This is a genomic window from Rhizobium sp. FG113, from assembly GCF_057809895.1.
In genome coordinates this window covers 110,448-134,896 of the sequence record NZ_JBMDKV010000009.1, presented here as the reverse complement: position 1 = coordinate 134,896, position 24,449 = coordinate 110,448, and the positions used below count along the sequence as shown (strand labels likewise).

The 24,449-nt window shown below is 59.3% G+C and carries 29 protein-coding genes; 4 read left to right on the top strand and 25 right to left on the bottom strand.

Annotated elements, in window-relative coordinates; genetic code table 11:
- Positions 1-35: 35 nt before the first annotated feature.
- Positions 36-1,562: a glycerol-3-phosphate dehydrogenase gene (gene glpD, locus ACODTZ_RS20830; RefSeq protein ID WP_489027769.1), complete on the bottom strand. Its 1,527-nt coding sequence runs from the start codon at positions 1,560-1,562 to the stop codon at positions 36-38.
- Positions 1,563-1,731: 169 nt separating this feature from the next.
- Entirely contained in the window at positions 1,732-2,553 is an 822-nt protein-coding gene (locus tag ACODTZ_RS20825; RefSeq protein WP_489027767.1) for an AraC family transcriptional regulator, read from the bottom strand.
- 112 nt (positions 2,554-2,665) lie between these two features.
- Here ACODTZ_RS20825 and ACODTZ_RS20820 point away from each other — a divergent pair, with 112 nt between their 5' ends.
- The 3 genes from ACODTZ_RS20820 to ACODTZ_RS20810 all read left to right on the top strand — a co-directional run bounded on the left by ACODTZ_RS20820 (position 2,666) and on the right by ACODTZ_RS20810 (position 5,213).
- Positions 2,666-3,874 (top strand): MFS transporter, encoded by a 1,209-nt coding sequence (locus tag ACODTZ_RS20820; RefSeq protein ID WP_489027839.1) that lies wholly within the window; start codon positions 2,666-2,668, stop codon positions 3,872-3,874.
- 536 nt (positions 3,875-4,410) lie between these two features.
- Positions 4,411-4,782, top strand: coding sequence for a hypothetical protein (locus ACODTZ_RS20815; protein ID WP_489027765.1), 372 nt, complete (start codon positions 4,411-4,413; stop codon positions 4,780-4,782).
- A gap of 170 nt (positions 4,783-4,952) precedes the next feature.
- The gene (locus ACODTZ_RS20810; RefSeq protein WP_489027763.1) at positions 4,953-5,213 is read left to right on the top strand and encodes an Arc family DNA-binding protein; all 261 of its coding nucleotides are present in this window, start codon (positions 4,953-4,955) and stop codon (positions 5,211-5,213) included.
- Between the two features lie 1,139 nt (positions 5,214-6,352).
- Here ACODTZ_RS20810 and ACODTZ_RS20805 read toward each other — a convergent pair.
- Positions 6,353-6,895 (bottom strand): hypothetical protein, encoded by a 543-nt coding sequence (locus ACODTZ_RS20805; RefSeq protein ID WP_489027762.1) that lies wholly within the window; start codon positions 6,893-6,895, stop codon positions 6,353-6,355.
- A gap of 136 nt (positions 6,896-7,031) precedes the next feature.
- Here ACODTZ_RS20805 and ACODTZ_RS20800 point away from each other — a divergent pair, with 136 nt between their 5' ends.
- Positions 7,032-9,035 carry an acyltransferase family protein gene (locus tag ACODTZ_RS20800; RefSeq protein ID WP_489027760.1) on the top strand — a complete coding sequence of 668 codons (2,004 nt, stop codon included), beginning with the start codon at positions 7,032-7,034 and terminating at the stop codon, positions 9,033-9,035.
- A 19-nt stretch (positions 9,036-9,054) separates the two neighbouring features.
- Here the strand turns inward: ACODTZ_RS20800 and ACODTZ_RS20795 are convergent, their stop codons facing one another.
- From ACODTZ_RS20795 to ACODTZ_RS20690, 22 genes are all read right to left on the bottom strand, one after another.
- A complete protein-coding gene (locus ACODTZ_RS20795; protein ID WP_489027758.1) occupies positions 9,055-9,399 on the bottom strand; it encodes a hypothetical protein in 345 nt (114 codons plus the stop codon).
- On the bottom strand, positions 9,383-9,841 hold the full coding sequence (locus ACODTZ_RS20790; RefSeq protein ID WP_489027756.1) for a hypothetical protein: 459 nt from the start codon (positions 9,839-9,841) through the stop codon (positions 9,383-9,385). Before ACODTZ_RS20790 ends, ACODTZ_RS20795 begins: the two co-directional genes overlap by 17 nt.
- Positions 9,828-10,181: a hypothetical protein gene (locus ACODTZ_RS20785; protein WP_489027754.1), complete on the bottom strand. Its 354-nt coding sequence runs from the start codon at positions 10,179-10,181 to the stop codon at positions 9,828-9,830. The genes ACODTZ_RS20790 and ACODTZ_RS20785 overlap by 14 nt, the downstream gene beginning before the upstream one ends.
- On the bottom strand, positions 10,163-10,594 hold the full coding sequence (locus ACODTZ_RS20780; protein ID WP_489027752.1) for a hypothetical protein: 432 nt from the start codon (positions 10,592-10,594) through the stop codon (positions 10,163-10,165). The genes ACODTZ_RS20785 and ACODTZ_RS20780 overlap by 19 nt, the downstream gene beginning before the upstream one ends.
- Positions 10,594-11,355 carry a lysozyme gene (locus tag ACODTZ_RS20775; protein WP_489027750.1) on the bottom strand — a complete coding sequence of 254 codons (762 nt, stop codon included), beginning with the start codon at positions 11,353-11,355 and terminating at the stop codon, positions 10,594-10,596. Before ACODTZ_RS20775 ends, ACODTZ_RS20780 begins: the two co-directional genes overlap by 1 nt.
- Positions 11,356-11,389: 34 nt before the next feature.
- Complete coding sequence (locus tag ACODTZ_RS20770) at positions 11,390-11,728, bottom strand: hypothetical protein (protein WP_489027749.1); 339 nt, start codon at positions 11,726-11,728, stop codon at positions 11,390-11,392.
- Positions 11,728-12,621, bottom strand: a complete 894-nt coding sequence (locus tag ACODTZ_RS20765) for a hypothetical protein (protein WP_489027747.1) — start codon at positions 12,619-12,621, stop codon at positions 11,728-11,730. The genes ACODTZ_RS20770 and ACODTZ_RS20765 overlap by 1 nt, the downstream gene beginning before the upstream one ends.
- Positions 12,622-12,631: 10 nt before the next feature.
- Positions 12,632-13,435 carry a hypothetical protein gene (locus tag ACODTZ_RS20760; RefSeq protein ID WP_489027745.1) on the bottom strand — a complete coding sequence of 268 codons (804 nt, stop codon included), beginning with the start codon at positions 13,433-13,435 and terminating at the stop codon, positions 12,632-12,634.
- Positions 13,436-13,575: 140 nt separating this feature from the next.
- On the bottom strand, positions 13,576-14,358 hold the full coding sequence (locus ACODTZ_RS20755) for a hypothetical protein (protein ID WP_489027743.1): 783 nt from the start codon (positions 14,356-14,358) through the stop codon (positions 13,576-13,578).
- On the bottom strand, positions 14,351-15,430 hold the full coding sequence (locus ACODTZ_RS20750) for a baseplate J/gp47 family protein (RefSeq protein ID WP_489027741.1): 1,080 nt from the start codon (positions 15,428-15,430) through the stop codon (positions 14,351-14,353). Before ACODTZ_RS20750 ends, ACODTZ_RS20755 begins: the two co-directional genes overlap by 8 nt.
- Positions 15,402-15,938 (bottom strand): phage GP46 family protein, encoded by a 537-nt coding sequence (locus ACODTZ_RS20745; RefSeq protein ID WP_489027739.1) that lies wholly within the window; start codon positions 15,936-15,938, stop codon positions 15,402-15,404. The genes ACODTZ_RS20750 and ACODTZ_RS20745 overlap by 29 nt, the downstream gene beginning before the upstream one ends.
- 32 nt (positions 15,939-15,970) lie before the next feature.
- On the bottom strand, positions 15,971-16,414 hold the full coding sequence (locus ACODTZ_RS20740) for a phage baseplate assembly protein domain-containing protein (protein ID WP_489027737.1): 444 nt from the start codon (positions 16,412-16,414) through the stop codon (positions 15,971-15,973).
- The gene (locus tag ACODTZ_RS20735; protein WP_489027735.1) at positions 16,411-17,454 is read right to left on the bottom strand and encodes a phage baseplate assembly protein; all 1,044 of its coding nucleotides are present in this window, start codon (positions 17,452-17,454) and stop codon (positions 16,411-16,413) included. The genes ACODTZ_RS20740 and ACODTZ_RS20735 overlap by 4 nt, the downstream gene beginning before the upstream one ends.
- A 1-nt stretch (position 17,455) precedes the next feature.
- Entirely contained in the window at positions 17,456-18,538 is a 1,083-nt protein-coding gene (locus ACODTZ_RS20730) for a DNA circularization N-terminal domain-containing protein (RefSeq protein WP_489027733.1), read from the bottom strand.
- Between the two features lie 6 nt (positions 18,539-18,544).
- A complete protein-coding gene (locus ACODTZ_RS20725) occupies positions 18,545-20,437 on the bottom strand; it encodes a phage tail tape measure protein (protein WP_489027731.1) in 1,893 nt (630 codons plus the stop codon).
- 58 nt (positions 20,438-20,495) lie between these two features.
- Complete coding sequence (locus ACODTZ_RS20720; protein ID WP_489027730.1) at positions 20,496-20,870, bottom strand: hypothetical protein; 375 nt, start codon at positions 20,868-20,870, stop codon at positions 20,496-20,498.
- A 2-nt stretch (positions 20,871-20,872) separates the two neighbouring features.
- Entirely contained in the window at positions 20,873-21,247 is a 375-nt protein-coding gene (locus ACODTZ_RS20715; protein WP_489027728.1) for a phage tail tube protein, read from the bottom strand.
- 54 nt (positions 21,248-21,301) lie between these two features.
- Positions 21,302-22,780 (bottom strand): hypothetical protein, encoded by a 1,479-nt coding sequence (locus ACODTZ_RS20710; RefSeq protein WP_489027726.1) that lies wholly within the window; start codon positions 22,778-22,780, stop codon positions 21,302-21,304.
- 4 nt (positions 22,781-22,784) lie between these two features.
- Entirely contained in the window at positions 22,785-22,943 is a 159-nt protein-coding gene (locus ACODTZ_RS20705) for a hypothetical protein (protein WP_489027724.1), read from the bottom strand.
- Positions 22,944-22,958: 15 nt separating this feature from the next.
- On the bottom strand, positions 22,959-23,678 hold the full coding sequence (locus tag ACODTZ_RS20700) for a hypothetical protein (RefSeq protein ID WP_489027722.1): 720 nt from the start codon (positions 23,676-23,678) through the stop codon (positions 22,959-22,961).
- On the bottom strand, positions 23,678-24,070 hold the full coding sequence (locus ACODTZ_RS20695) for a hypothetical protein (protein ID WP_489027720.1): 393 nt from the start codon (positions 24,068-24,070) through the stop codon (positions 23,678-23,680). The genes ACODTZ_RS20700 and ACODTZ_RS20695 overlap by 1 nt, the downstream gene beginning before the upstream one ends.
- 4 nt (positions 24,071-24,074) lie before the next feature.
- A complete protein-coding gene (locus ACODTZ_RS20690; RefSeq protein ID WP_489027718.1) occupies positions 24,075-24,437 on the bottom strand; it encodes a hypothetical protein in 363 nt (120 codons plus the stop codon).
- Between the last annotated feature and the right edge of the window lie 12 nt (positions 24,438-24,449).

Sequence of the window (24,449 nt, the reverse complement as noted above, 5' to 3'; positions counted from 1 at the left end):
GTGCCTCCTCACAGCGGGGATCACATGCCGCTCTTTTATCCGGCCATCTGAGCCGGTAGCGCGGCCATGTACTCCTCCAAAACCGCAGCTTGCTCCCTCGTCAGGCGCAAGCCCTCCTTCGTTCTCCTCCAGAGCACGTCATCGGCGTGTCTCGCCCATTCGTGCTCGATCAGGTAGCGAACCTCCACCTCATAGAGGTCGCTCCCGAAACAGCGCCCGAGATCCTCGGTCCCGCGCGCCTGTCCCAAAAGCACCGTAGCCTTCGTGCCGTAGCGGCGAACGAGGCGGCGGGCATGCGTATCGATGAGAAACGGATAGCTGCTCTTCAGCTTGCGAACTTCCGCCTCGTATCCCTGCGCCGGAAAATCGCCGCCGGGCAGATGGCTCTTCGCCGTCCACGGGGCACCCTTGGCGCCGATCGCCGCGCCGATCTTTTCCAGAGCGTGTTCCGACAGCCGGCGATAGGTCGTGAGCTTGCCGCCGAACACATTGAGCAACGGCGCCGGCGCGCCCTCGCCTTCGAGCTTCAGCACGTAATCGCGCGTCGCTTCCTGCGCCTTGGACGCGCCGTCGTCGAACAGCGGACGCACGGCCGAATAGGTCCAGACGATATCTTCCGGCCGCACCGGCTCGTTGAAATATTCGCTCGCGGCCTTGCAGAGATAAGTCGTCTCTTCGTCCGAAATCTTCACATCCTTCGGATCGGCCTTGTAATCGCGATCGGTGGTGCCGATCAGCGTGAAGTCCTGCTCATAGGGAATCGCGAAGATGATGCGGTTGTCCGGGTTCTGGAAGAAGTAGGCCCTGTTATCGTTGAACTTCTTCTTCACGACGATATGGCTGCCCTGGACGAGCCGCACATGCCGCGCCTCGTTCTGCCCGAAGGCGGCGCGAATGACGTGATCGACCCATGGACCCGCCGCATTGACCAGCATCCGCGCCTGAAAATGCCGCTTCTCACCAGTCACCGTATCCACTGTCTCGATCGCCCAGACACCGTTCTCGCGGTGCGCCGAGACGACCTTGGTGCGCGGCATGATCAACGCGCCCTTGTCGGCCGCATCGCGCGCGTTCAGCACCACCATGCGGGCGTCATCCACCCAGCCGTCGGAATATTCGAACGCTTTGGAGAACAACGACTTCAAAGGCTTGCCCGCCGGATCGCGACGCATGTCGAGCACCTTGGTCGGCGGCAAAAGCTTGCGACCGCCGAGGTGGTCGTAAAGGAACAGACCAAGCCGGATCAGCCATGCCGGCCGGATCCCGCCCTTGTGATAGGGCAGCACGAAGCGCATCGGCCAGATGATATGCGGCGCCATCGCCCACAGGATCTCGCGCTCCATCAGCGATTCGCGCACCAGACGAAACTCGTAATGCTCGAGATAGCGCAGGCCGCCATGAATGAGCTTGGTGGCGCCGGAGGACGTGCCGGAGGCGAAATCGTTCATCTCGGCCAACGCAACGGAATAGCCGCGCCCGGTCGCGTCACGCGCAATACCGCAGCCGTTGATGCCGCCACCGATAACGAAAAGATCGTGAATCTGACCGCTCACGCGTTCCATGCCCCCAGAAAATGCCGCAACGCAAACAAGACAACGCAATTGCGAAAGTGAAAACAGTTAAAGCGAAACTCATTCGAATGTCAAACGAATGTTTCGCACAGTTATGGCGCGCGCCGATGTCGGGCGTGTGACAGCGCGAAACGCCTGCATTCGAAATTATCGAGGAATTTCAATTGGGCTCGGCAACCCGGAAATAGGCGCGCGGCGGCGCGCCGAGCATGCGCTTGAACATGGTGGTGAACGCCGCGACGCTTTCGTAACCGAGATCGAACGCAACTGTGGTGACCGGCTGGCCTGCCGCCAGCCGCGGCAAAGCCGTAAACAAGGCAGCCTGCTGCCGCCATGTGGAAAGGCTGATGCCGGTCTCGCGCCGGAACGCACGGGTAAACGCCCGCCGACTCATGTTCAGCTGCTCGGCCCAATCGTCAATCAAGAGCCTCGCGGTTGGGTTCGCCAAAAAGGCACGGCAGAGCCCCGCAAGCCTCGCGTCGCCGGGAATAGGCAGGCCAAGCGAGCGGTCCGGCAGCCGCGAAATCTCCTCGAGCATCAGCGCGACCACCAGCCGCTGGCGCCGCGAGCCCTTGAGATCACCACTTGGAGACACCGCTTCGATGATCAGCGCACGCGCGAGATCGGTAAGCCCGACCACACGAATGGCCTCAGGCAGCGCGACTAGTGCATCGGAGCTGATATAGGCAGAGAGCATCGTCACCTCGCCCAGCATGTCCACCGAGTGGTCCAGTCCGGCCGGTATCCACAGCGCATGCTCCGGCGGCACCATCCAGCGCCCTTGCCGCGACGACACCATGACCACGCCGGTGCGCGCATAGACGAACTGCGCGCGGCTGTGCCGATGGGGCGCCACGTGATAGCCCGAGGGATACTCGGACGGGATGGTGTGAACCGGCTCCGACGCCGCCTCGATGGCCGCCAGCCGCTCGACATGGAGCTTGGCCAGTTCCGCCGACGTCATATTTTGCAACGCTTTCATAAGCCCTGGCCCAATCGCGAAAGAATGAGACCAAAACACGAAAGCGGGACTGCCGCAAGGAGACTATGCGGATAGTCAGGTTCTCAGGAGGAACATCGTGACAACAGGTACAATGACGGCGGAGAAACACTCCGCGGAACAGACGGTTTTCAGCATCATCATGGCAGTGAGCTTCTGCCATCTCTTGAACGACACGATGCAGTCGCTCATCCCGGCCCTCTATCCGATGATCAAGGAGGGCTACGGTCTTGACTTCACGCAGATCGGTCTGCTCGGCTTGGTCTTCCAGGTCACGGCCTCGCTGCTGCAGCCGCTGATCGGCATCTATACCGACAAGCGCCCGCTGCCCTATTCGCTGTCGGCGGGAATGTTCTTCACGCTGATCGGCCTGGTGCTGCTCGCCTATGCGCATGCCTATTGGGTGCTGCTCGTCGGTGCCGGTGTCGTCGGCCTCGGCTCGGCGGTTTTCCATCCGGAATCCTCGCGCGTCGCGCGCCTTGCGTCGGGCGGACGCCACGGTCTGGCGCAGTCGCTGTTCCAGGTCGGCGGTAACTTCGGCTCGGCGATCGGCCCGCTGGCCGCCGCCTTCATCGTGCTTCCGCGCGGACAGACCAGTGTCGCATGGTTCTCGGTCGCCGCACTGACCGGGATGATCATCCTGTGGCGTGTCGGCGTCTGGTACTCCAACCACCGCCGCACCAATGCCGGCCGTAAGGCCGCGATGCCCGCCGTCGTGCTGCCGCGCGCCAAGGTGATCATGTCGATCGCGGTCCTCGCCATGCTGGTCTTCTCGAAATACGTCTACATGACCAGTCTTTCGAGCTACTACACCTTCTACATGATCGAGCGCTTCCAGGTGTCGGTCCAAGAGGCGCAGATCCTGCTCTTCGTCTTCCTGGGCGCCGTTGCCATCGGCACGGTCGCAGGCGGCCCGATCGTCGACTGGTTCGGAACGAAGTTCACCATCTGGTTCTCGATCCTCGGCGCTCTGCCCTTCACCCTGGCGCTGCCCTATGCGGGCTACACCTGGACGATCGTGCTGACCTTCGTGATCGGCATCATCCTGGCCTCGGCCTTCTCGGCCATCGTCGTCTTCGCGCAGGAACTGGTGCCCGGACGCGTCGGCATGATCGCCGGCCTGTTCTTCGGCTTCGCCTTCGGCATCGGCGGCATCGGCGCGGCAGCCCTTGGCATGGTCGCGGACCGCATGGGCATCGTCTTCGTCTACAACATCTGCTCGTACCTGCCGCTGCTCGGCCTGCTCACCGTCTTCCTGCCGGACCTCGGCAAGGGCAGGCGCCACGCAACGGCTGCGAAGTAGCAAACGCAAAGCCGCAACATCTTCAAAACCAAAAAAGGCCGAAGCACCCGCTTCGGCCTTTTGTCTTTGAATATCATGTGAAGAGCCTGGTGCGCCCGAATTCCGGACAATAAAAAAGGCCGGGGCGAAACCGCACCGACCTTCCTATTCGCGTCTCACACCAGTGCCAGTACATCCGTGGTCAAAAGCATAAACGCGATACCGGCAACTGCGAGCGTCCGCTGTGTGGAACACTGACCAGCAATGCCGATGGGCTTGATATGGGAGGTCAATGTGGCGAATTCAAGTCCGGGAGGGAAATTGCAGAAAATGGCGACCCCTGCAGGACCGTCAGAAATCGCGAATTAGCCAGCAAAAACAATAATTATGGTACAATGTGAGGGGCGATTAGTGCGGATTGATATCATTATGCTTTTTTAGTCCACGCCCCTCACTTTTCTAACTCCACCGCACCTTGGGACGGCAGGATCTCTGCATTAGGCTCCAGCGGCTGACCGCTTCAAATCTCTTGCCAAGGCGAATGGCAGCTGCAGGTGATGACCGGCTTCGGTCACAGACCAGCTTCCGACAGCTACCTTGGCTGCGCAGCCATCTGGTCCACTTGGTATCACCGTCATTGCCGTCGCAAGCTGAACCATCCTGCCAAACAGATTCTCTCTCGCCTGACCTCCGGCCGCCGGCAACTTTGCTGCGGTTTCGAAGAACGACTGCTCGAGGTATGTGAGCGTCCCATCGTGAAGGCCACCACCAACGCCGCCCTTCCCGGAGCCGGCCACCACCAGCGCCGCCATTCCGGTGACGATCCCCCTGCGCGAAAGGCACGGATTTTCGTTTTCCTCAGCCGCCCGGCCGAGACGCTTTGCATCGCTTTGCATTTCAACATTCCCTACACTGCATCCTTTGCTTGAAGAGGCCGAGCCAGGGCGATGCTTTCCCGGCCTCTCCGTTCCCGTACGCCCTCAGCGCTATCGCGGAACGGCAGCTATTCATTAACTACACTCAACCGGCGATATGCATAACCAATCTGTGGCATCGTGGTGGCATATCGGTCAATCGCCGTTTGTGGCATCGCTGCGGCATGGCGGTTGAAGACTTACATTTTAGGTTACGAATACCTGAAGAACTAAAGAAACGCGTGGCTGCAGCTGCTCGAGCGAATGACCGATCGATGACGGCCGAGATCATCGCACGTCTGTCTGATACGTTTTCGAGCGGCGAAGAAAATATGTTAGATGAGGAAATGGCCGATATCGTCGCGGACTTTGAGCGCCTGAAGCGACGGGTAATTGCCTTGAGCGGCAAAGAAAGCAGCCGGACGGCGCCTGAAGACGACCGTTAACTCCTATGGACATTCGCACGGCTAGTCGTGGCGACCAAAATCAGCTTGGGAAGCTTCGAGAACCCTGAGCAAATTCAAAGCGGCGTTTCACTGAGACTGGACCTCGCCGGGATCGATCCGGCGGGGCTCTGAAACGCCAATCACCTGAGACCTGGTCAAAGTCGGCGATTGACCGCTCGCACATCGGATGCAAAACGAGCGAATGCTCGTAAGTTTTCGCGAGGGCGAAATCGGTGCCGATAGCACCCATTGTCCGAGTGCAGCTCGAACGTAAAGTCCCCCCATTCGGCCATGAACGTCATTTGGTCCGGCCTGCCGTCCGCAGAACCAGGCTGTCCTTCATTGACCGGCGCAGCAAATACGAACGAAGCCCACGGTGGAACAATGCTGTTAGCCGCGTCCTTGCTAGGAACGCCAGCTATATACACCTGACAGTCCCTTTCTGCGCCGCTTACATTAGACCTTATGGAGGCTGACATGATCTTCATTTGGCGGATTGAATTATTCAATCCTCGACCTTGTATTCCGGCGACATATATCGGCTCGCCAGGGGAGCCATGTAACGACAGATGGAATGTCTCGAAATTGATCAGTAACGGGAAAGCGCGTCGAATGAAAGGAATCCGACGTGCATCGAGACGACGCCCGAATGGCTTCGCGAACCACCAAGTGTAAATAGCGTAAAGCAGGAGTCCGACCCCTGCAACGGCGATGCAAGCCTGAACGTAGGCAGGAAAATATGTGGGAAAAATCGCAGGCATCCATCCGAGGATGAAAGTTATAGCTTCAAATATGCCCAATCGTGCCACCAAGCTTTCTAGCCCATCGGGGAGGTTATCACCGCGCGATAAGGTTGCAAAGTGCTCGCATCGTCGCTGACCGCTTTAACGCCTACCAGTTGACGCTACTCTGTAAGGCATGGAACGATATCAGTCCGCCAGAACCGCTATCATCGATCTCCTGAAATCGCTGGAGACGCCGATCGGACAGCCTTTGAGCATGTACGCAATCGGCGTTCCGTTGATCGCAAAGGGCTTCAGCGAGCAGGAACTCACGGTCGCTATCGAAGACTTCTGCAGAGAGAAGCTAATCGACATCGTGCCAGGAACTAACTCGATCCGGATCCTGCGACCTCTGGGTTAGGAGGATTGCTCTTGCTTCGCAATGCAAGCGACGATTGCCTGACCAGCCGTAGTTGATCCGCGAGCCGTCAAAAGGTGGGGCTTCTCAGACATGCCATCGTCGACGGCGATCTGCTTTTTGGCTGATGCGAAAGCCTCGACGAATTGCCGCGCCTGATCGCTATCCAGGTCCGCATCTGACGCTGCCAGATTGTCGCCGACCGATCCTGCACTGCCTTGTGTCTCGAACAGCAGCTTGCCGTCGAACGCAAATTTGACCGCCGGAGTAAAACCTTCCATTCGCTGGTCATACGCATAACCAGGAATAGCCCTCACGGTCAGGCCTTTCTTTGCGGTGTCGCACATGATGAGGACACCAGAGCGCATCGAAACCATGAAGTTCACCGAGACGTTTTCTCCTCCGGAGAATGGGTCGGCTTCCTTGTTTACAGACCACCTCTGAAAGCCCGCGAGGCTCTGGCTGGCCAGCATGAGTGAAATGATTGCTGCAGTAGAAAGTGTGCGAAACACCGTAACCCCCTGTTTGATGTCGATCGACATCATGCTGTGCTTGCAATGCAAAGCAACTACAAATTTCAAACATTATTACCAGCGTTGCGACGCGGTGGCGCACGATGTGTTAGAGGGTGGGTGCTTAGGCGGTGTTCTGACGAGATTTCAGCCGCAAAGATGTTTCATGCACAAGCCATCAGAAAGCGGCACATTCAGATTGTCAACGCAGGCGGTCGAAGCTATTCGAGGGCATCTCACAATCAAAAAGAAGCCAGATATGCTGATGCTGAACAAACCGTTCGCGAAACATGGCTACCGCGCCGATATTGACGGGTTGAGGGCTATCGCTGTCGTCGCGGTCCTTATTTTCCATGCCTTCCCGCGAGCGTTGCCTGGCGGTTTTTTGGGTGTCGACATCTTCTTCGTGATTTCCGGATATCTCATCACAGGCATCATCGCGTCCGACATAAACCGCGGCGATTTCTCGATTGTAGTGTTCTACCAGCGCCGCATCCGGCGCATCTATCCAGCGCTCATCCTTGTTCTAATCGCCACGCTACTTGCAGGGTTCCTCATACTGCCGCCAACCCAATTGCAGCAGTTGGGATGGCACTCGATGGGGGCGGCATTCTTTATCCCGAACCTATTGCTTTGGAACGAGGCGGGATATTTTGATGTACAATCCCTGACGAAGCCTCTCCTCCACCTCTGGTCTCTGGGCGTGGAAGAGCAGTTCTATATCGTCTGGCCTGCCCTTCTCTTTACCCTGAGCCGGTCGCGCCTCAAGGCCTCATGGTGTCTGGGGGCTATTGTCGTGGCATCGTTGACCTACAACGTCTTTTCTAGCTTTTACGCTCCAGCGGCGTCATTCTATTCTCCCTTGAGCCGAGCATGGGAACTGGCATTCGGTGGCCTATTGGTAAGCTTTGCCAGTACAAGGGTTCCGGAGCGCGTCCGGTCGACGCTCGCCGCTGTTGGCTTAGCCCTCGTCTCCGGCGCACTGATTTTTACGAGCAAGACGGATTTTGCTCCAGTCCACGCTGCCATCGCAGTGATCGGCACTGGTATTCTGATATTCGTAGGCCCGCTCAACCTAATCGCCGATGCGCTCCTCTCCCGCCGGCTGGTAGTGGCCGTTGGCCTGATCAGCTATCCGCTCTATCTTTGGCACTGGCCTATACTGGTTTTCGCCAGAAGCGGGGAGCGCCACCTCTCCGGAACACAAACGCTTGTACTCATGGGGGCGGCAGTAGCGCTCGCGGCATGCACTTACTTCTACGTCGAGCGGCCTTTGCATCGTTTCGGCCTGGGAAAGGTTGCCGTTCCTCTTCTAACTCTTCTTGTTGCGTTGGGTGTATTCGGAGCAGCGACAAGTCAAATCGACATACGCTCGCTGACCTATCCGAAGGAGATGCGGGAGATCCTTGCATTTGGTCACTACGATTACAGGTCGGATGCTAGAGTTGGGACGTGCTGGATCTACAAGCCAGAGCATCGCTACCTTCCCGAGTGCGACTTCCAGCCAGGAGCCCGGTCGCCCAAGATTGCCGTTTGGGGAGATTCTCACGCTGCCCGCCTGTTCCCCGGCTTATCTCTCGCGGCTGAGGGCAAGGCATCGGTTTCGTTTTTCGCGGCTGACTCGTGCCCCCCGATCCGCGATTTTAAGGCATGTTCACAGTTCACGAACGCTGCGCTATCGGCCATAATCAGAAACAAGCCTGATGTCGTTATCCTGTTTGCAAGATGGTCATTCTATTCCGCGGATTATGTAGAGGGGGCAATCGGTGCGGGGCTAAAGTTCTACATCGACGCACTTGAATCCGCTGGCATAAGGGTCTTCATCGTAGGTCCGTTTCCAGAGTACAACGGGCAACTGCCAGACCTGATTTACCAGCAGTGGGAAGCCGATAAATCGCTAGGCATTCCCACCCGCATCCCTTCCTTGCCGAGGGCCGACTCATCGGCGGCGGAACGAAGCCTCATGGCGCTGACGACGGCGAGGCATATTCCCTATCTTTCGTTGATCAACATGTTTTGCGGCAACGGCAGCTGCGCAACCTCATGGTCTAGTAATCCGTCTGACCTTCTTTCGTGGGACTATGGCCACCTCACCACTGGGGCCGGTAGGTACATTGGAAATGCAATATTCCGCGCCCCGATATTTGAAAGTCAAACGGCTCATCAATGAGTTACAGCAAGCTTGCCGACTAGTGCTTGCGCGCCATCTCAAGAATAAGCTTGTCCAGGACACCGGTCAGAGAACCGACCTTATCGGAGAGGGCATCAACCCGCCGACAGACCATGTGGGCATGGTCCTTCGCCAGTTCGTGATGTTCGTCGAGTGCGTCGGTCAATCGGTTGACGGCAGACGTTGCGTTGACCAGGGCTGTCGGGTCGACAATGACGGCGGCAACCTGCGCGGCGGCGGGGTTGTTCGATGGCGTGGCGCGAGCGCCTGCCAGCAGGCCCATATGCCTGACGGCGAATATAACTGCCAAGCCGACTCCCATAGCGATCAGGAGCGGCAGTGGAAGCTTATCGAGATTTTCCATTCCTTGCTTCCCCTTGGTCGTGCGCGGCCCTATTGATGTTCACCAGTTCGCCGAGGGCGAACAGCGGGTAGATTGCGAGCCACGTCGATACGACGCCAGAGGATGCGTATCCGTATGTAATGCCCGACCAGATGAAAAAGCCGAGGCCGGCGGAAAATTGCCGGATTGATGGCGTTACATCCTTCTTCGCTCCGTTAACGATCAGCCCGCCAAGGCGCAAAAAGCCAAGACCAACCATCAACGCACCCAGCAAAGTTGCGTCGCCGAATAGATCTTTGAAGCCGCCCCACGCGGGCTGCAGGAAAAGATTATCAGACCACAACAAGACGGCGCCCCACATGATCGTATGACCGGCGAGAAACCACTCCATCATGCGCGGACCGAAACGATGCTGGATGCGTATCCAGATACCGGGACCAGCGTAGGGTTCAGCTACCATCATCAGCCCCTCCACTGGAGAGCAACCGGTCGATTCGCGCGTTATAGTCGTCTTCGAACGCCTGACAGTCCACGGCCTTCCTGTCGCGATTATCCGCCGATACCTGCCAGCGCCAATCGTGGATCACCCACGGCTCATCCGCATCGAGCACACGATCAACCTTTGCCGTGCAAGCAGCAGGTAGAGCGAGTTTCGGCGGTTGCGCCTGCGCCTGCCCCTTGATTGCCGCAGCGGCATCGAGCCGCGCACGGGCTTGCGTGTCGGTGAATTCGTCGGCCGTCTTGCAACCGGCCAGCGCCGCCATTGAAATCGCCACGATCGCCATCAGTGCTTTGATTGCCATTCCCTGTCCCTCTGATTTGGGCGCGACAACCCTTCGTCCTGGCTGGCTTCGCTGAGTAGCCTGGCAATCGTCGCCTGATCTTCAGTCTGCTTGCGCTGCGCTGCGAACTCGCGCTCATCCGCTTTCGCGGCGGCCTCGTTGGCCATCCGAAGCAACACCCGCTCGCGATCCAGCGTCGCCTTCAGCGCCGCCACTTCCGTCGACGAAGAAAGCTTTTCGATGCGTCCGTCGCAAACGGCTTTCTGTTGGCCAAGCGCAGCCGTAACTGCATCCTGGATCTTACCGTTGACAAGCTGACCGACGATCGGCATCCGGACGCCCTCATAGACGAAGAGCATGACGGCAAGGCCGATCGCGAGACCGAAGAGGATGGCGACAGGGATCTTGATGATGTCGGTGAGTTTCCCGAACATCAGACGCCCTTCATGCAGAGGGCGATTTCATCCTTCCGCCTTTCGAAAAGACCGCGGATAACCCGCCCGCCCGCCTTGTTGAACCATCCGATCGCCTGGCAACCAGCGGCGACCTGCCCGGCATTCAGCCGGCGCACGGCGGTACTGTTTCCAGCCGTGCCAATACCGATATTGTAGGCCAGCGAGGTATATGCCGTGTCGCGCGTGGCGGGCAGACGATCCCTGATGGTCGCGGGCGTGAAATAGCGGTGAAGACCGGCGCGATATTCGGCCACCTTCAGGCGCATGAGCGCAAGGCATTCAGCCATGGTCATCGTCGGCATGCCGATATAGACCTTGATGCCAGCCGCCGTCGTCAATCCTCCACAGATTGTCGGCACGCCCACGATGTCGAGATAGGCAATAAGCTTCACGCCCTCTTTTTTCAGGATGAAGGGGACCGCGATATCGAGCGTTTCCGCCTCGGTTGCTGGCGCCGCGCGCACGGTCGTGGCGAGCATGAGGGCAAGCAGCGTGAGGATCGCAACCACGCCGACTATCCGGAGCCACTCCCGGATCTTGGACACGCCTTGCTCGTAGAGACGGCCGACGATACCGGCGGCCAGCAGCAGCACGCCGAGCCACCAGAAGAAGACGGGATCGGAATCTTCTCCGGTCCATTTGTATTTCAATTCAGGGAGGATCAGTACCACCAGGCCGGCGATCTGCATCCAGAAGCTCAAAGAGATCGCGACTACGCGCCGCCAGTTGGTAACGAGCATGAAAATTCTCCTAATTTTTAGGGGTATGTCGGCCCTACGGCCAGATGATTTCGGGGAGTTCGCGCAGAAAGTCGGTGACGCCCGGCTGCTCACGCGCGCCGGCCTGCACCTTCGCCAGTTCCGAATAGGCGTACTGCCAAACGTTATCACGCCAGGCAACGAACGTCTGAGCCTGCGCTGCCCATTCCTCGACCGTGGACGCCACATAAGATGCCATCGTCACACCGTCGTTGAACTGCTGGGAGCGGGCAGTCTCGTCAACAAATGATTGGATTACCATCTGGTAATCTTCAATTGACGGCACGTAGGTCGGCGGCGCGTAGTCTTCCAGACTGCTTTCGCCTGTGATTGCGTCGAAAACCACCTGTTTCATTAAAAATTCCAATCTGCCCAGAGAGAACCGCCACTAAGCGCCACAGCCGTGACCGAACCGAGTTCAAATCGGTCAAGGTCGGCGGCAAGCGATACAGAACCGCCGACTTGGTTAATGTTGCTCGCGCCGCTGGTGTATACTCCTTCATACACCCAGTTGTTTGTCCCGGGTTCACGTGTGAAGTTGATGTCGCCAGTCACCAGCGTCGCCGGGGCGGAGGCGGTGTTTAGTAAAACCGCTGCGGAAGAAGCGGCGGCAGCTGTAGCGCCGCTTGTGTTTATTGTGGAAACTACCGTGCCGTACCCTGCGGACACGACACCGCTGGACGGTCCCACTTTCAATTGTGGTTGGGCGCTTGCTGCGTAGGTGATGGCCCTCATGTGAATTGCAAACTTCGAGACACCAGCAGGAATACCTACGTAGGCCTGTGCGTTTCCGAAGGGGGTGACCTTTGCGCCAACGTTCAATCCACCCAGCGCAGTGTCGGCATTCGGGAATATGTAGTTCCTGTCTGCCGTCAACGCCGTCACACCAAATATGGGCGAAAACCCACCAGCGTTTTTCATCCGGAATGTGGATGCCTGCACGATGACGTTCGCTATGACGCGCGATGCCTTGAAAATACTTGTAATCAAGTTGGAAAGCGCGGAGGTTTTGAGCTCGAAATCCGCTCCGCTATCCATCAAGGGAAATTTGTCGGCGTCCTCAATGGGCGCCTTTGCCGCGCCGGCCTTGAGAATGCCGGCCACGTCAGTCTCGGGCACGAGATCGATTATTTGTCCGACTGAAAGCTTTCCCGGCTCCCCGTCATGCATCGCCGGCAGGACATGCTCTCGGCTAATGTCGGCAAAAAGAGTAAGGTCGTCGATTGTGATTTTTTCAGGAGTATCCATCATGATGCCCCTATGCCGTCGCTCGAAAATCAATCTCGACGTACCCGCCGGTCGCACCAGGCTTATAGTCTGTCGCCACGTCGAACACCGTGGAATAGCGGTCGACTGCTTTGTTGTAGATTGCGTTTGCAGCGCCTTCTATTCCCATCGTCGAAGCATAATCAGCGCCAACGATGGCAATGATGGACTGCATCGACGGCGTGCGTGAAAAGTTGTAGGTGAAGCGATTCCCTGTCTTGCTGACGGATGCCGACCCATAAGGCGTGTCAGCGATGACGACGCCCGTCGTGACTCTGCCGGTTGCCGAGAAATACGACATCCGATCGCGGTTCACGAGATTGACGATCGCCGCAACGTTGCTTGCGTTTGTCACGATCCTGGAGACAAGCATGTCGTCGTATGCGCTGTCGAAGCTCGAATGCCCCTCGGCAAGCCCGCCGGGATTGTAGGCGACATCCGACAGATCTTTCAGCACGAAACCGGACGTCGGATTCCAGCGCAGGTGATAGGTCTTGTTGATGCTAGTGACAAAGTCGACCTGCGTCGTGGTGACATTGAAAATGCCGCGATGCAGAAAATTGTAGCCTACCGGTACACGGATCTGTCCTGTACCAGGTGAGATTACAGGTAGCGTACCGTCCGCAGTCTGCACCTCGGGAAAAATGGGCAGTCTGCCGCGCGCCTGCGTCATCAAGACATAGTTCGTGTCGCCAGCGCCACCAGTTGCAGCGTCAATAAGGCTCTGGATTGCCTGCAGCAACTGCGTCAGATCCGCGTTGTCGCCGACGATACCGGCGGCGGCAATCACGGCCATGATTTCTCGCTGCGGATACTCCACGGCTGCGGCCGGCACACGAGAGCCAGCGATGGCAGCGGGCGTGTTTCGGTCGAGATATGCCGCGTTGGGATCTGGGCTGCCGAAGGGAGCGTTGTATTTCATGGTTTCCTCAGAGATTAGAGAATGACGCAGATCGTGTGGCCATAGCCGTCTGCAAGGACGTGATCGTCGTCGACGGCCAATGCCACATAGTTGATCCATGGCTCGGGTACGGGTGTCGCCCAACCGGGCATTTCCTGCCGCAGAAAGCAGACAATCTGCTCTGCGCCACCCAGCGAAAACAGCGGGTCGAAACCGCACTCGGACGCCCCGACTTCGAAATAGGCGATCGATGCATCCTTCACGCGGACGATCACGTAGGATTCCTGTACCGCAGCCCCGGTTCCGTGACGGCCGCCGATTTCCGAAAAGCCGCACTCAAAGACAGAAGGCTCTTCAAGCTCGATGGTGAAGCCGAAGTCCGCCGCGACGCGCACGAAGTCTTCCGGGTGATTGAGCGGTTCGGCGGCAACCTTCCTGCGGAGCGCGGTCAATCGCTGGACAGTCGATTGCTCACCGCTGAAGCAGCGCTCCGGCAACCCATAATCCGCTTCCCATTCATCGAGCGTTTCGTTGACGGTTTGGGCGCTCGATTCCCTGATTAGCTGCCAGCCACGTGCATACAAGAACGCAAAGGGAGCCAGCAGCACCCGCGTGAAGCGAGCAAGTCCGCTATCAAGTGAAACCGCTTCACCATCAGGACTACCCCACGCCGGCCCGGCAGGCCAAAATGCAAGCCCGCTCGATATCAGGTCATCGCTCGTCGGCTGGGAGAGCGCATCCTCAGCAAGGCTGAGCGTCGACGTCGCCCGAGGCGTAAAGCTGTTTGTCAGCGTGTGAGCATAGGGTGAATTAGACATAGTTGATTGTTCCCGGCACGGGGTATCGCCCGTTGCTGTATGACAGGTCATCCAGCGGCCAGTTGAGGACGTGGCTCGTCTCGCCCGTCACCCCCGATATCGCCTCGGAAATCCAACTGCGCGACAGCGTAAAAACGTCTCCGGCAACACCGGGGCGCGCCTTGTCGTAGAGAACTTTTGCGATGGCCGCGTCGATCAGGGTGCGCACCTCTTCGGTGTCGTTGGAAAGGTTGGCGATGACAGGATTGAGCGCGACGGCGGTCGGAGCCTCGACGACACTGTCATTGACCCTGATCAGCCGCTTCGCTTCCACTGCCGCCTGCACGACAGCGACGTCTCCCGCTGTTGGGATATTGTCCACCCGACCATCAAAGAGAAAGAACACCACCATGAAAGAAGGCGTCAGCGTGTCGCGGTAAGCCCACGCCTTCAGCACACCTGGCACATCGAGAGCGGCCTGCTCGTAGTCGGTGAGCTTGCCGGCCCCCAATGGGTTCGCCTTTCGGAAAAGGTAGCGCGCCCGAAATGCATCTTCCTCTTCGATATCGGCACCACCACCGAGACCACCCTCCCCAACAGAGAAGGATGATCCGAGCGTTGGGTAGATGCCGGGATCAGCCAGGGTAAGCGTACCACCCACGTCGCGGTTGGTGACAGCGCCCTTGCTCTCCGACGTCACATCGACGCTGACCGCACCGATGGGGCTGGTTTGCGCCGATCGTGTCGATACATAGATTTGCGATCCGGACGAAAACCGAATACCGGCCGGATAGATCTCATTCGGCTGTCCAGTTCCCACGATCGTACCGGCCGCAGCTGACGGCTGCTTCCGATAAATGTTCACGTCGGCGGCATGCAAAGTCAGCATGGCGAGGTTGGCCGTGCGGCCAAACAACTGCCGAGCAAGGTATGCAAGACGAAGCTCCAATTCGTGGCCGATGCCCGCCAACACCTTCGCAGCGACAGTCACGAAGTTGTTCTTCAGGCTCGTATCCGTACCTGTCATGTACGTGCGGAAATAACCGCGCGCCCGCGACGAAAGCTCATCCAGCGAGCGGACTGTCCACGCCATCTATCTGTCTCCAGAGGTTTTCGAATTTCTGTTGGTAGACGCGCGCACCATCGCGACCATAAAGGTTGACGACACAGTCGAGACGGTTGGCTGGCCTGTCCGCCGTCGCGATCGCCTCGATCCGCGATACCGCCCCTTGATCGATCAGCGGCTGCAGAGCCTCGATTGCATAGTCTTGCGCATCGACCTCGATCCCTTCGTAGAGTGACCGGCGACGCAGCAGCCACCAACGCGAGCCGAGCGGTCCTTCGCCATCCATCTGATCAAAGCTGTCACCGAACCAGCCCCGGTTCTCTTCACCGTCGCGCAGCTCGCTTTCCTCGACGCGACGGTCGGTCATAAGATGGATGAGCACCTGCGTGGCCAGACCTTGCTCGGCGCGCAGGTCGCCAGGCGCTGTCGGGTGGTCGGGCGGATTGAGAATCAAGCTGCCGACAAACCCGTTCCAGCCGATATCCGGCGCGCGATAGGGTTCGGCGCTATCATCCTTGGGAATGATGCGAACCACGGAAAGCCTCGTATAGATAGAAGGGAGGCCGGCTAGGCCCCGTTGTTGCCGTCGCTGTCGGTGATGACGCCGCTGGCAGTGATATTGCCGTTCACCTGCAGATCGCCGTTGATCGTCGCAGGACCATTCAGAACCCAGCCACCCGTCGTCGTGGTGATCGTTCGCCCACCGACGTCGACGACAATACCCTCGGCGACGAACATCTGAATATTGCCGAAGGCGTCGTAGATCGCGGTCCCGCCACTTTCGAGCACCGGCCGCTTGTCCGGGTGTTCGCCGCCGATGATCAGCGCGAAGTCCGGCGTGCCCGGCTTGGGCAGAACAAACCCCTTGCCGCCAGCTATGGGGCTCGATGCAAAACCGTGCGGTTCAGGTCGATAGATCCTCGACCATCCGTCACCGTATGCGCCGCGACCGGAGACGAACTGCTGTCCGCCCTTTTCCAGAACGCGACCGTCCAGCTCGACCCTGATCATTCGTCCTCATACTCCGCGTCGATGACGCCAGGCGCAGCATAAATCCCGGCGCTTTTGCCGCGGGGATTTTCACCACCCAGCGCGCGAGGATCGGCAACAGACAGCGTCGCCGTGGTCATTTCGCCCTGCGCGAACGTGACGCTCTTGATGATCATCATGCCCTCGATACCAAGCCAGTCGTCTTCCACCGGCACCAGCCAGTTCGGTTGCCAGATCTGCCCGTTGGCATCGCGCCAGCCGGTGACGGGAATGTTTGCCGTAACGCTGTTGCCGGCGGCCCGTCGAGCGGCCCAGATTGCCCGCTTTTTCATGCGATCAACCGTCGTCTCGCCCTCGTGGACGAGGATCAGCGGGCGGCGGCGTCCGAGACCCTTGTCTTTCACCGAAGTTTGAGGGCGAAGCTGCTGCTTGCCCGTGCCCTCTGTTGCCTGCCCGCGTACGGCGATATCGCTGTAACGATCAGCTTCGGTGAAGCTAGCGGATGCACCTGGCAGAATGTTGACGCCGCGACGCAAGGTGCCGGCATGCACTCCGGCTGGCTTGCTGGCGATCATGATCTGCCCCTTTGGCGTATCGTAGATCAGCGCCGCTCGACCCCGCGCCCGCCGTTCGATCGAAGTGAATGCGCTCTCTCCCAGATCCAGCTTGTGCCGAGGCTCTTTAGGAAAGACAGTCCCGTCCGACTTTACGCCGATCCCGAGGGTGTCGAGCTCCTTCGCTATCGCGACGATGTCCTTGTCGAACATCTCGCCAGTTGGGTGCTCGGCTGAGCACTCGATGAAGTCGATCGTCTTCGAGATCAGATTGCAACTCAGATAGCGATCTCGCTCACCGTAGCTAGTGTCTACATCGCGCACATAGCCCGTCAGCATCACGTCTCCCGAGGCCTCGACCACAGCGTGATCGCCAGCCGCGATTGGCAGGCCGGAACCCTTGATCACCATATCCAAGCTTGCGGACCTGGCTGCCTTCTCGGCAGACACACTGATCGTGATGGATTTCACCGGCGGAAAGCCGACAATCTTGACTGTCTCGAACATATCAGCTTTCCAAAGCGTCGAATCCGACAGGCATCAGCATCGGCGTTGCCGATCCGGCGATATCGACCAGACTGCCGGCGCGCGTTGCATCACCGTAGAGCTTGTAGGCCAGCACGGATGACGGCAGTGAAATCCCGGTTTCGACGCGCACGACCGGAACGAGATCGGCCGCGATGTCGGAGACCAGGCGAATGGATATCTGCGTCAGCTGCGTCAGCCAGCCGTAAAGATCAGCGGCCTCGGCGCCGATCGCCGACACGACGGCGAGAGCGCGATCAGCGACAACAGAAATCCGCTCACGGCCGGAGCGGGCTTGCGGACGAGATATCCATTCCGCCCGGCCGCCCGCGCAAGCAAGACTGACCGCCAGCAACACCGCGCTGAGATCCTGCGCGTCGCCGCCGGAAAAGGCGACGACCTTCAGAGCGCCGAAGTCATCAGGAGAAGAGACACTCTCGCCAATCTCGCGCGCCATCGACAATAGTTCCGACGCTCGATCAGGAAGCGTCTGCAAAGGAATGGCAGCTGCGCGACCGATGAAATTCGCGAGGTCGTCGACATCGTCGATCAACACCGAGCCAAGATCGACGAGCCATGAACACACCGACGCAATGGCAACAACGTCGTCAACGAGCGACAGCAGGCCAGGCACCGCGATGCCAAGGCCATTGAGAAAAGCAGCGGTGACATCCCCCAGCCCCAGCACGGCGCCGGCTTCATTGCTGAGCGGGATCGCCGTAAAGCTGAAGGCGATATACCCCTGCCGGTCCCGTTCCCGCGCGCGGTTGAAGCTTTCGACGTAAGCAAGGAAGCCGCCGTCGATCGGCAGGACGAGCCGGCCAGGGCCTGCAGCCAGGCAGACCGTCTGCAGCGAAACCGCCTGCGCATCACTTTCATCACCAAGCAGGTACGCAGTGACGTCGTAGATCGCCGTGGCAAGCCCGGCTTCCTCAAGCACCGTCGTCCGGCCGCCGGCATACTCATGGCGCGCGATACGCTTCCCGCCACTCAGCGCGTCCTGATCGACCCAGAAGCGGACGCCGCGAAAGCTCGCGGCGCGCAGATCCCTTTGCCAGTTGCGCACGAAACGTTACTCCATTCCCGCATTCATCGGGCGGTTGACGGAAGGCCTCATGGACCGGCCGGTGTTGGCATTGACGCCCGTGGGTGGACCATTGGACGTTCCAGGGCCGAAGCTGTTGAACCGACCGGCGGCGGCCGAGAGCTTTTCTGCAGCCGCCGAGATCGCCGCGCCGACATCGTAGCCCGCGACCTTGAAGAAGGCGGCGGAATCCTCGATGGCTTTGCCGGCTTCCTTACCGCCATCGGCGACCTTCTGACCGGCCTCGTCACCGCCGAGATCGATCTTCAGCGCATCCTTGAATTCTTCCTTTGACGGCATGCGGAAGAAATCGGATTGCAGGTTGGGAGCACTCGGCATGCCAGCCGCCTTCGCCTTTTCCCATCCAGCGGCCGAGTTCCGGCTATCGGCATACTGCCCATAGATTTCCGCCAGATTGACCTTGGGCGCAGTGACCATGGACGGGCGAGACCCCGGCGCTGGCACACCCGTCTTAGGAAGATTGCGAGGATCGAGATGACGATCGCCGCCGGGAAACTCTGGAAGCTGCGGGCCTTGCGGCATATTCGGCCCCTGCCGCATCCGCTTGATGAATTCCGGATCTCGATAGCCACCGGTGAGCGCCAGGCGGTCCGCCTCGGCGCTATGCGAAAAACTGCCGAACGGCAGGTTCATCGCCATCCATGTTTCCGTTTCCCAATAGCCCTTGCCCTGCTTTCCGAGCGCTTCGCGCACCGCGCTGCCGTAATCGACATCCTTCGAGATCGCGTCCATGACAGGCACGGCCGGTCGGGCGACGCCCTTGCCGAGGCTATTCATCATCTTGTCCCAGCTGCTCGACAGCTTATCGATGCTGGCCTGAGTATCCCCGGTGACGCGATTGAGATCCTGCAGAACCGTGCCGTCGACCTCCGAGCTGTTCACCGTGTCAATGAACTTCTTATAGCTGTCCGCCGAGGTCATCAGAGACTGCATGCCGAGACGAAACTGCTCGTCGGTGAAGAGCAGCGGAAGCTTGCTGAGATCGCCCTTGATTGCCTCTTTCGAGATCCGGACGAAGGCGGCGACGGTATCCTCGCCGCTTTTACGTGCAGCATCCATCTCCTTACGGATATCGATGCCCATCTTCGAAAACTTGGTGGCCGTATCCGCCGAATAGATCTTGCCGAAGATATTCTGCGCGTAGGTCGCAGCGGACGACGCGGAGCCAGTATCCTCGCGAATCGTCTGCAGGATCGCCACCAGCTTCTTCAGGCCATCCTCGCCTGTATACCCGAGCGACGCGAACGAGTTCGCGAGGTCCGGAATATATGTCGCCATATCCTTCATCTCGAATTGGCCCGCCTTGCCGCCGGCAACCATAATATCGAACGCCCGCTGCATCTGACTGGTCTCGAGCTTCAGGGCCGAGGCCGCCTTGATCGCGGTGTTGGCGATATCGTCGGTGGCGGCGCCGGATGCCTGCGCAGTGGCGAGCACAGAAGGAAGGAAGGCCATCGCCTCTTTCAGATCCATGCCCGACGCGACCAACGTGTCGAGCGCGGTGATACCATCCTCGACACCCAGGGCGAGCTGCTTGGTCGTTGACTGCAGCTCGGTGAAGGCAGACTTGGTTTCTTCGGCGCTGGCGTTGGCGGTGATGCCGATCCGGTTCATCTGACGCTCGACGGCGGCGAAATCCGTCAACGCCTTCTTGGCGCCATAGGCAAGCGCAGCCGGCGCGGCAAACCGCGCGATACCGGCATACATGGCAGCAGTCGATTTCCCCAGGACGGACTGCTGCCTGTTGAAAGCGGCCGCCCGTTTGTTGATATCGGCCATCTTGTCGGACACGTTCTTCAGCGTCCGACCGGTCTTATCGACGGCCGATATCTTGAGCCGGGCTTCGACTTCGCGTGTCATGATCAACCTTTACGGAATGCGATCGCGCGGTTTACCCACCACGACAATTCGCGAAGCGTCATTCGCTGGACGGCTGCTGCGTCCCATCGGAGTCGGAAGACGAACTGGTCTGCGGCGCTGACGAAGCTTTCAGTGCCGCCTGCCGGAAAAAACCGCAGATGGCATCCTGCAGGTCATTGGTGTCCGCAAATGACAGGCCGGCAAGATCCTTGTATTCCGGCGAGACGACGAGCCGCTGCGCGTATGCGTCGACGACGGGATAATAGGTCACCACCATCGTGCCGCCATGGCCGTTCGGCTGCAGTTCCTGTGGGAAGCCGAGACCGGACATGATGATGTCCTGATAGGTGGGCTCCCGCAGCGTGATGCTGTCGAACGGCTTTTCGCCAAGCGGCTCGTAACGTTGCGAGAGCTTGATGGTCTTCTGTGCCATCGTCAGCCACCCGTCTTGCGATAGGCCTCGCCAACGATGGTCACGCCCGAGGCTTCACCGTTGACACGGTTGCTCTCCGGGGTGCCGGTGAAGACGGCGTCGATGAAGTGGTGGGTGACGCCCGTATTTTCCTCGTTGATGACGATGTTCTGGCGCGGCGCCTCGATCAGATCGTCGGCGCTGATATCGCCGTCTCGGAAGTTGATAGACGCGCTCGGCGAGCGTGGTGTGAAGGTCCGGTCCATGGACCCATCCTGATTGGTGATCGCCTCCGACGACGAACGCGCGCCGGAGACATTGAACGTGCCGCGCAGCGAAAGCGTGCTGCCGCTCGAAAGCCTGACGCTCATGCGCCCGCCAAAATCCTTGCCAGCCATGGCAGTTTCTCCTGAAAAAGAAAAAAGAGATGCGAGGGCGAAACCGCCCTGCCGTTAAGCGTAGACGCGGGCAAGGCCGGCGAAGATATCGAGCGGATTGGCCCGGTCGATCGGCAGAACGATATTGACGCGATTGCGGTTGTCCGCATCGCGCGTCACGGCGATCTGATCGAGGAGATCCTGCGACGACTCGACGACACCCCGCATTTGCAGCTGCACCGTGGAATTCACCAGCGTGGCCTTAATATCCTTCGGCGTCCGCAGGTTCGCGTTGTTGGCCGGATTGTCGTCGACGATCGCCTTGTTCGAATGCTCATTGGCAAGCGCCGTCCGATGGAACTTCAGCGCATAGGTGATCTGGTAGACCGCCTGAATGTCGCGGAACACCGTATCCGGCACGTTGTTCGTCGTCTGCTGCTGCGTGATCACCTTGTCGATCAGGACGTCACCGCTGGTATTCACCTTCCAGGCGGAAACGCCGTTCTTCAGGAACGCGTCGCGCGTAGCGTAGCCCGGCCAGTATGTGCGGTCGCGCGGCGCCAGAACGCCTTCGACCTTGAGACCGGTCTGGTTCACCGAGACACGGCCATCGGCGCCACTGCCGAGCAACGCCGCGATACGCCCGACCACGGCGGCGACGAATTCGTAATCCGGCGTCGCCATGCCCGAATTCGACAGGATGGGGATCATGGTAAGGTGCCACGTATCCTTTGCCAGCGCGGATGCGGTCAGTTCGGCTGTCGTACCCGTCTTCGGATAGAAGGCATGGCCGTAGAGCTGCTGCGCGTAGGACCAGCGACCCGACGTATTGTTGTGGAAGTCGTCGAGCTTCGTGCGATTGCTGTCGTCACCGAAAGCCGAGACGACAATTTCGAACGGGTCATCGCCCATCGCGGCGAGGATGGGAGCGACATCAGGAACACCAACGCCTGGCGTGGTCGTGGCAAAGGCAAGGATGCCGCTGAATGCATTGCCGCCATCAATGACCGGAATGTAAGCATCGAGCTTGGAAGCATAGACACCCTTGTGCCGTGCCGTCAGTGTGACGACGTTCGCCGCAGCAGTGGCCGTGAACGGCAGGCTTTTCTTGGTCGCAGCGTTGAAATAGACGTTGATGGCAACAGCCAGGAGCGTGGCAACAGCATTTGCGGAAGTGCCGGCTGCGATCTCGACCGAGACATCCTCACCGGCAATTTGCAGGACGCCCTGCCCACCGTTGGCCGGGACGACACCGATGGTAACCGTACGGACTTCAGCCGTTCCGGTATCCGCAACACGGCCAATGTAAAGCTCCTGGCTCGGAGCGTTCATGAATTGCCTGATCACCATGCTCTCGAGCATCGATCCACGGCCAGCAAGCGCGCGGGCTTCGTTGACGCTGGAACAAAGCGAGATACCGACCTCGGCCAAGGAGCCAGCAGCAAGGCCGTGCCCCAGAAGGATCATCTTAGTTTCGGAGGTAAACTGCCCAGCCGACTCCACGTCGAAGGCAAGAAGCGGAGCGACGATATCGCTCGGAATGTTGGCTACCATTGATCTAATCCTTCTTCGTGGTCTTGGCGGGTTTCACCTCGACGAGGTCGCCATCCCTCACGAGGTTGCGTTCAAACTGGCTAAGTTCATTGATCGGCCGCCCGTCTTCCGGCCAACCGCCAGGGATCGCGCGATCGGGCGCCGCGACATAAATCCTCGTCATCGATTTCTCCTGAGGTCAGGGCGCGGTATCGCCGACGCCCATTACGATGTCTTCCGAGCCGGTTTTTACAACTGCTCGGATGCCTTCCAGCGGCGGCGGCGCTGTGGCGATAAAATACTGGCCCAAGGCTCCAAGTTTCGCTTTCGCATAACTCTCAGCCGGCAGGGCCTCGAAGACGGATCGGAGCGGCTGCGGCAATCCCTCGCCGTCGAAATCGTCGTCATGGATCTGGCAATGGAATCGCATGGTGACCCTTTGCCACCGAAGGCCGAGATCAGGCACAGCGAAAGTCTGTTCCTCGATCTTGATGATGTGGTTGACGAGCGACCGCCACAAACCGCCAGATGCCGCGCGATCAAGCTGGTACCTCACCTGCGCGCAGAGCGCTGCCAAGACGAGCCTGGCTTCGGGATCAGTGTCGGCCATTGCGTCCGCGAAATCGCCCCGATCGTCCGATGACGTAATGGCGAGTTCTGCAACCACATCTAGGACCGCGTCAGCAATTGTGTCATCCACCGCGGCCAGCGGGCCGCGAAGCGAGACACCACTTTCGGGCGTATAGAGAGCGAGAACCGGCGTGTAATCCCGCGACCTATCCAGATCCTCTATCGCGACGGCGCGGCTGTCGAGAACGCGCGAACCGGCCAGTGTGGGAAACACACCGCCGGCTACTGCGGCAGCCGTTGGGCAGAGAACCTCGATCGCAGCAAGTCTCAAAGCTTCCGCAGCAAGCATCACGCCCTCGATAGATACCAGGCCGGCCGCGCCGTGCCGTCTTGTTCTTTCGCCACGATCTTCCAGACCTCACCGGTCTTCGTATTGACGACGTGATCGTTGCGATCAGGTTGGTATGGCCACGCCGCAACGTACGCCGTCAGGACCGCGTCATAAGACACGGCACCGCTTTTCACGCCGGTATCCGCCGAGAAGTGACGTGGGATACGGTCGCTCGGCGGCTCGAGATCGATCGTGCCCGTGAAATCAAAAGCATTGCGGATCGGATCGTTACCCTGCGCGTGGTTTGCGGTCAGACCGGACCTCCGAGGCTGCAGCCGGCAAGGGGTATAGTCGAAGATGTCGGCGCAAGCCTGCAGCGTGAAGTCGCGCGCTGCTTCCCAGTCGACCACTGGATCAGCCCTTCAGCTTTTCCAGCGCTGCTTTTGCGCTCGCGAGAGCCTGATCGGCCGCTTCTTTGCGAACGGCCTCGTCGCCCGCGGCTGTCACTTCCGCTTCGGCGTCCGTCACAGCCTTCTCTGCCGTGGCGATTTCAGCGGCAGTGGCGCCGGAGGCCGGCGTTTCGGCCTTCTTGGCCTTGGTGACCTTCTCGACATCCTTCGCGTACGCAAACTTGTCGTCGATGAGGTGCTGACCGTAGTCGGCGGGCACCTCGATCGCCTCGTGCGCGGCCACCGTTACATCTTCGTCCTTTTTCAGGACAGACGCCGGAATGATGCCACCATGATGAAAGGCTATGCCGATTTTCGTCGATGCCATTGTAGGAACTCC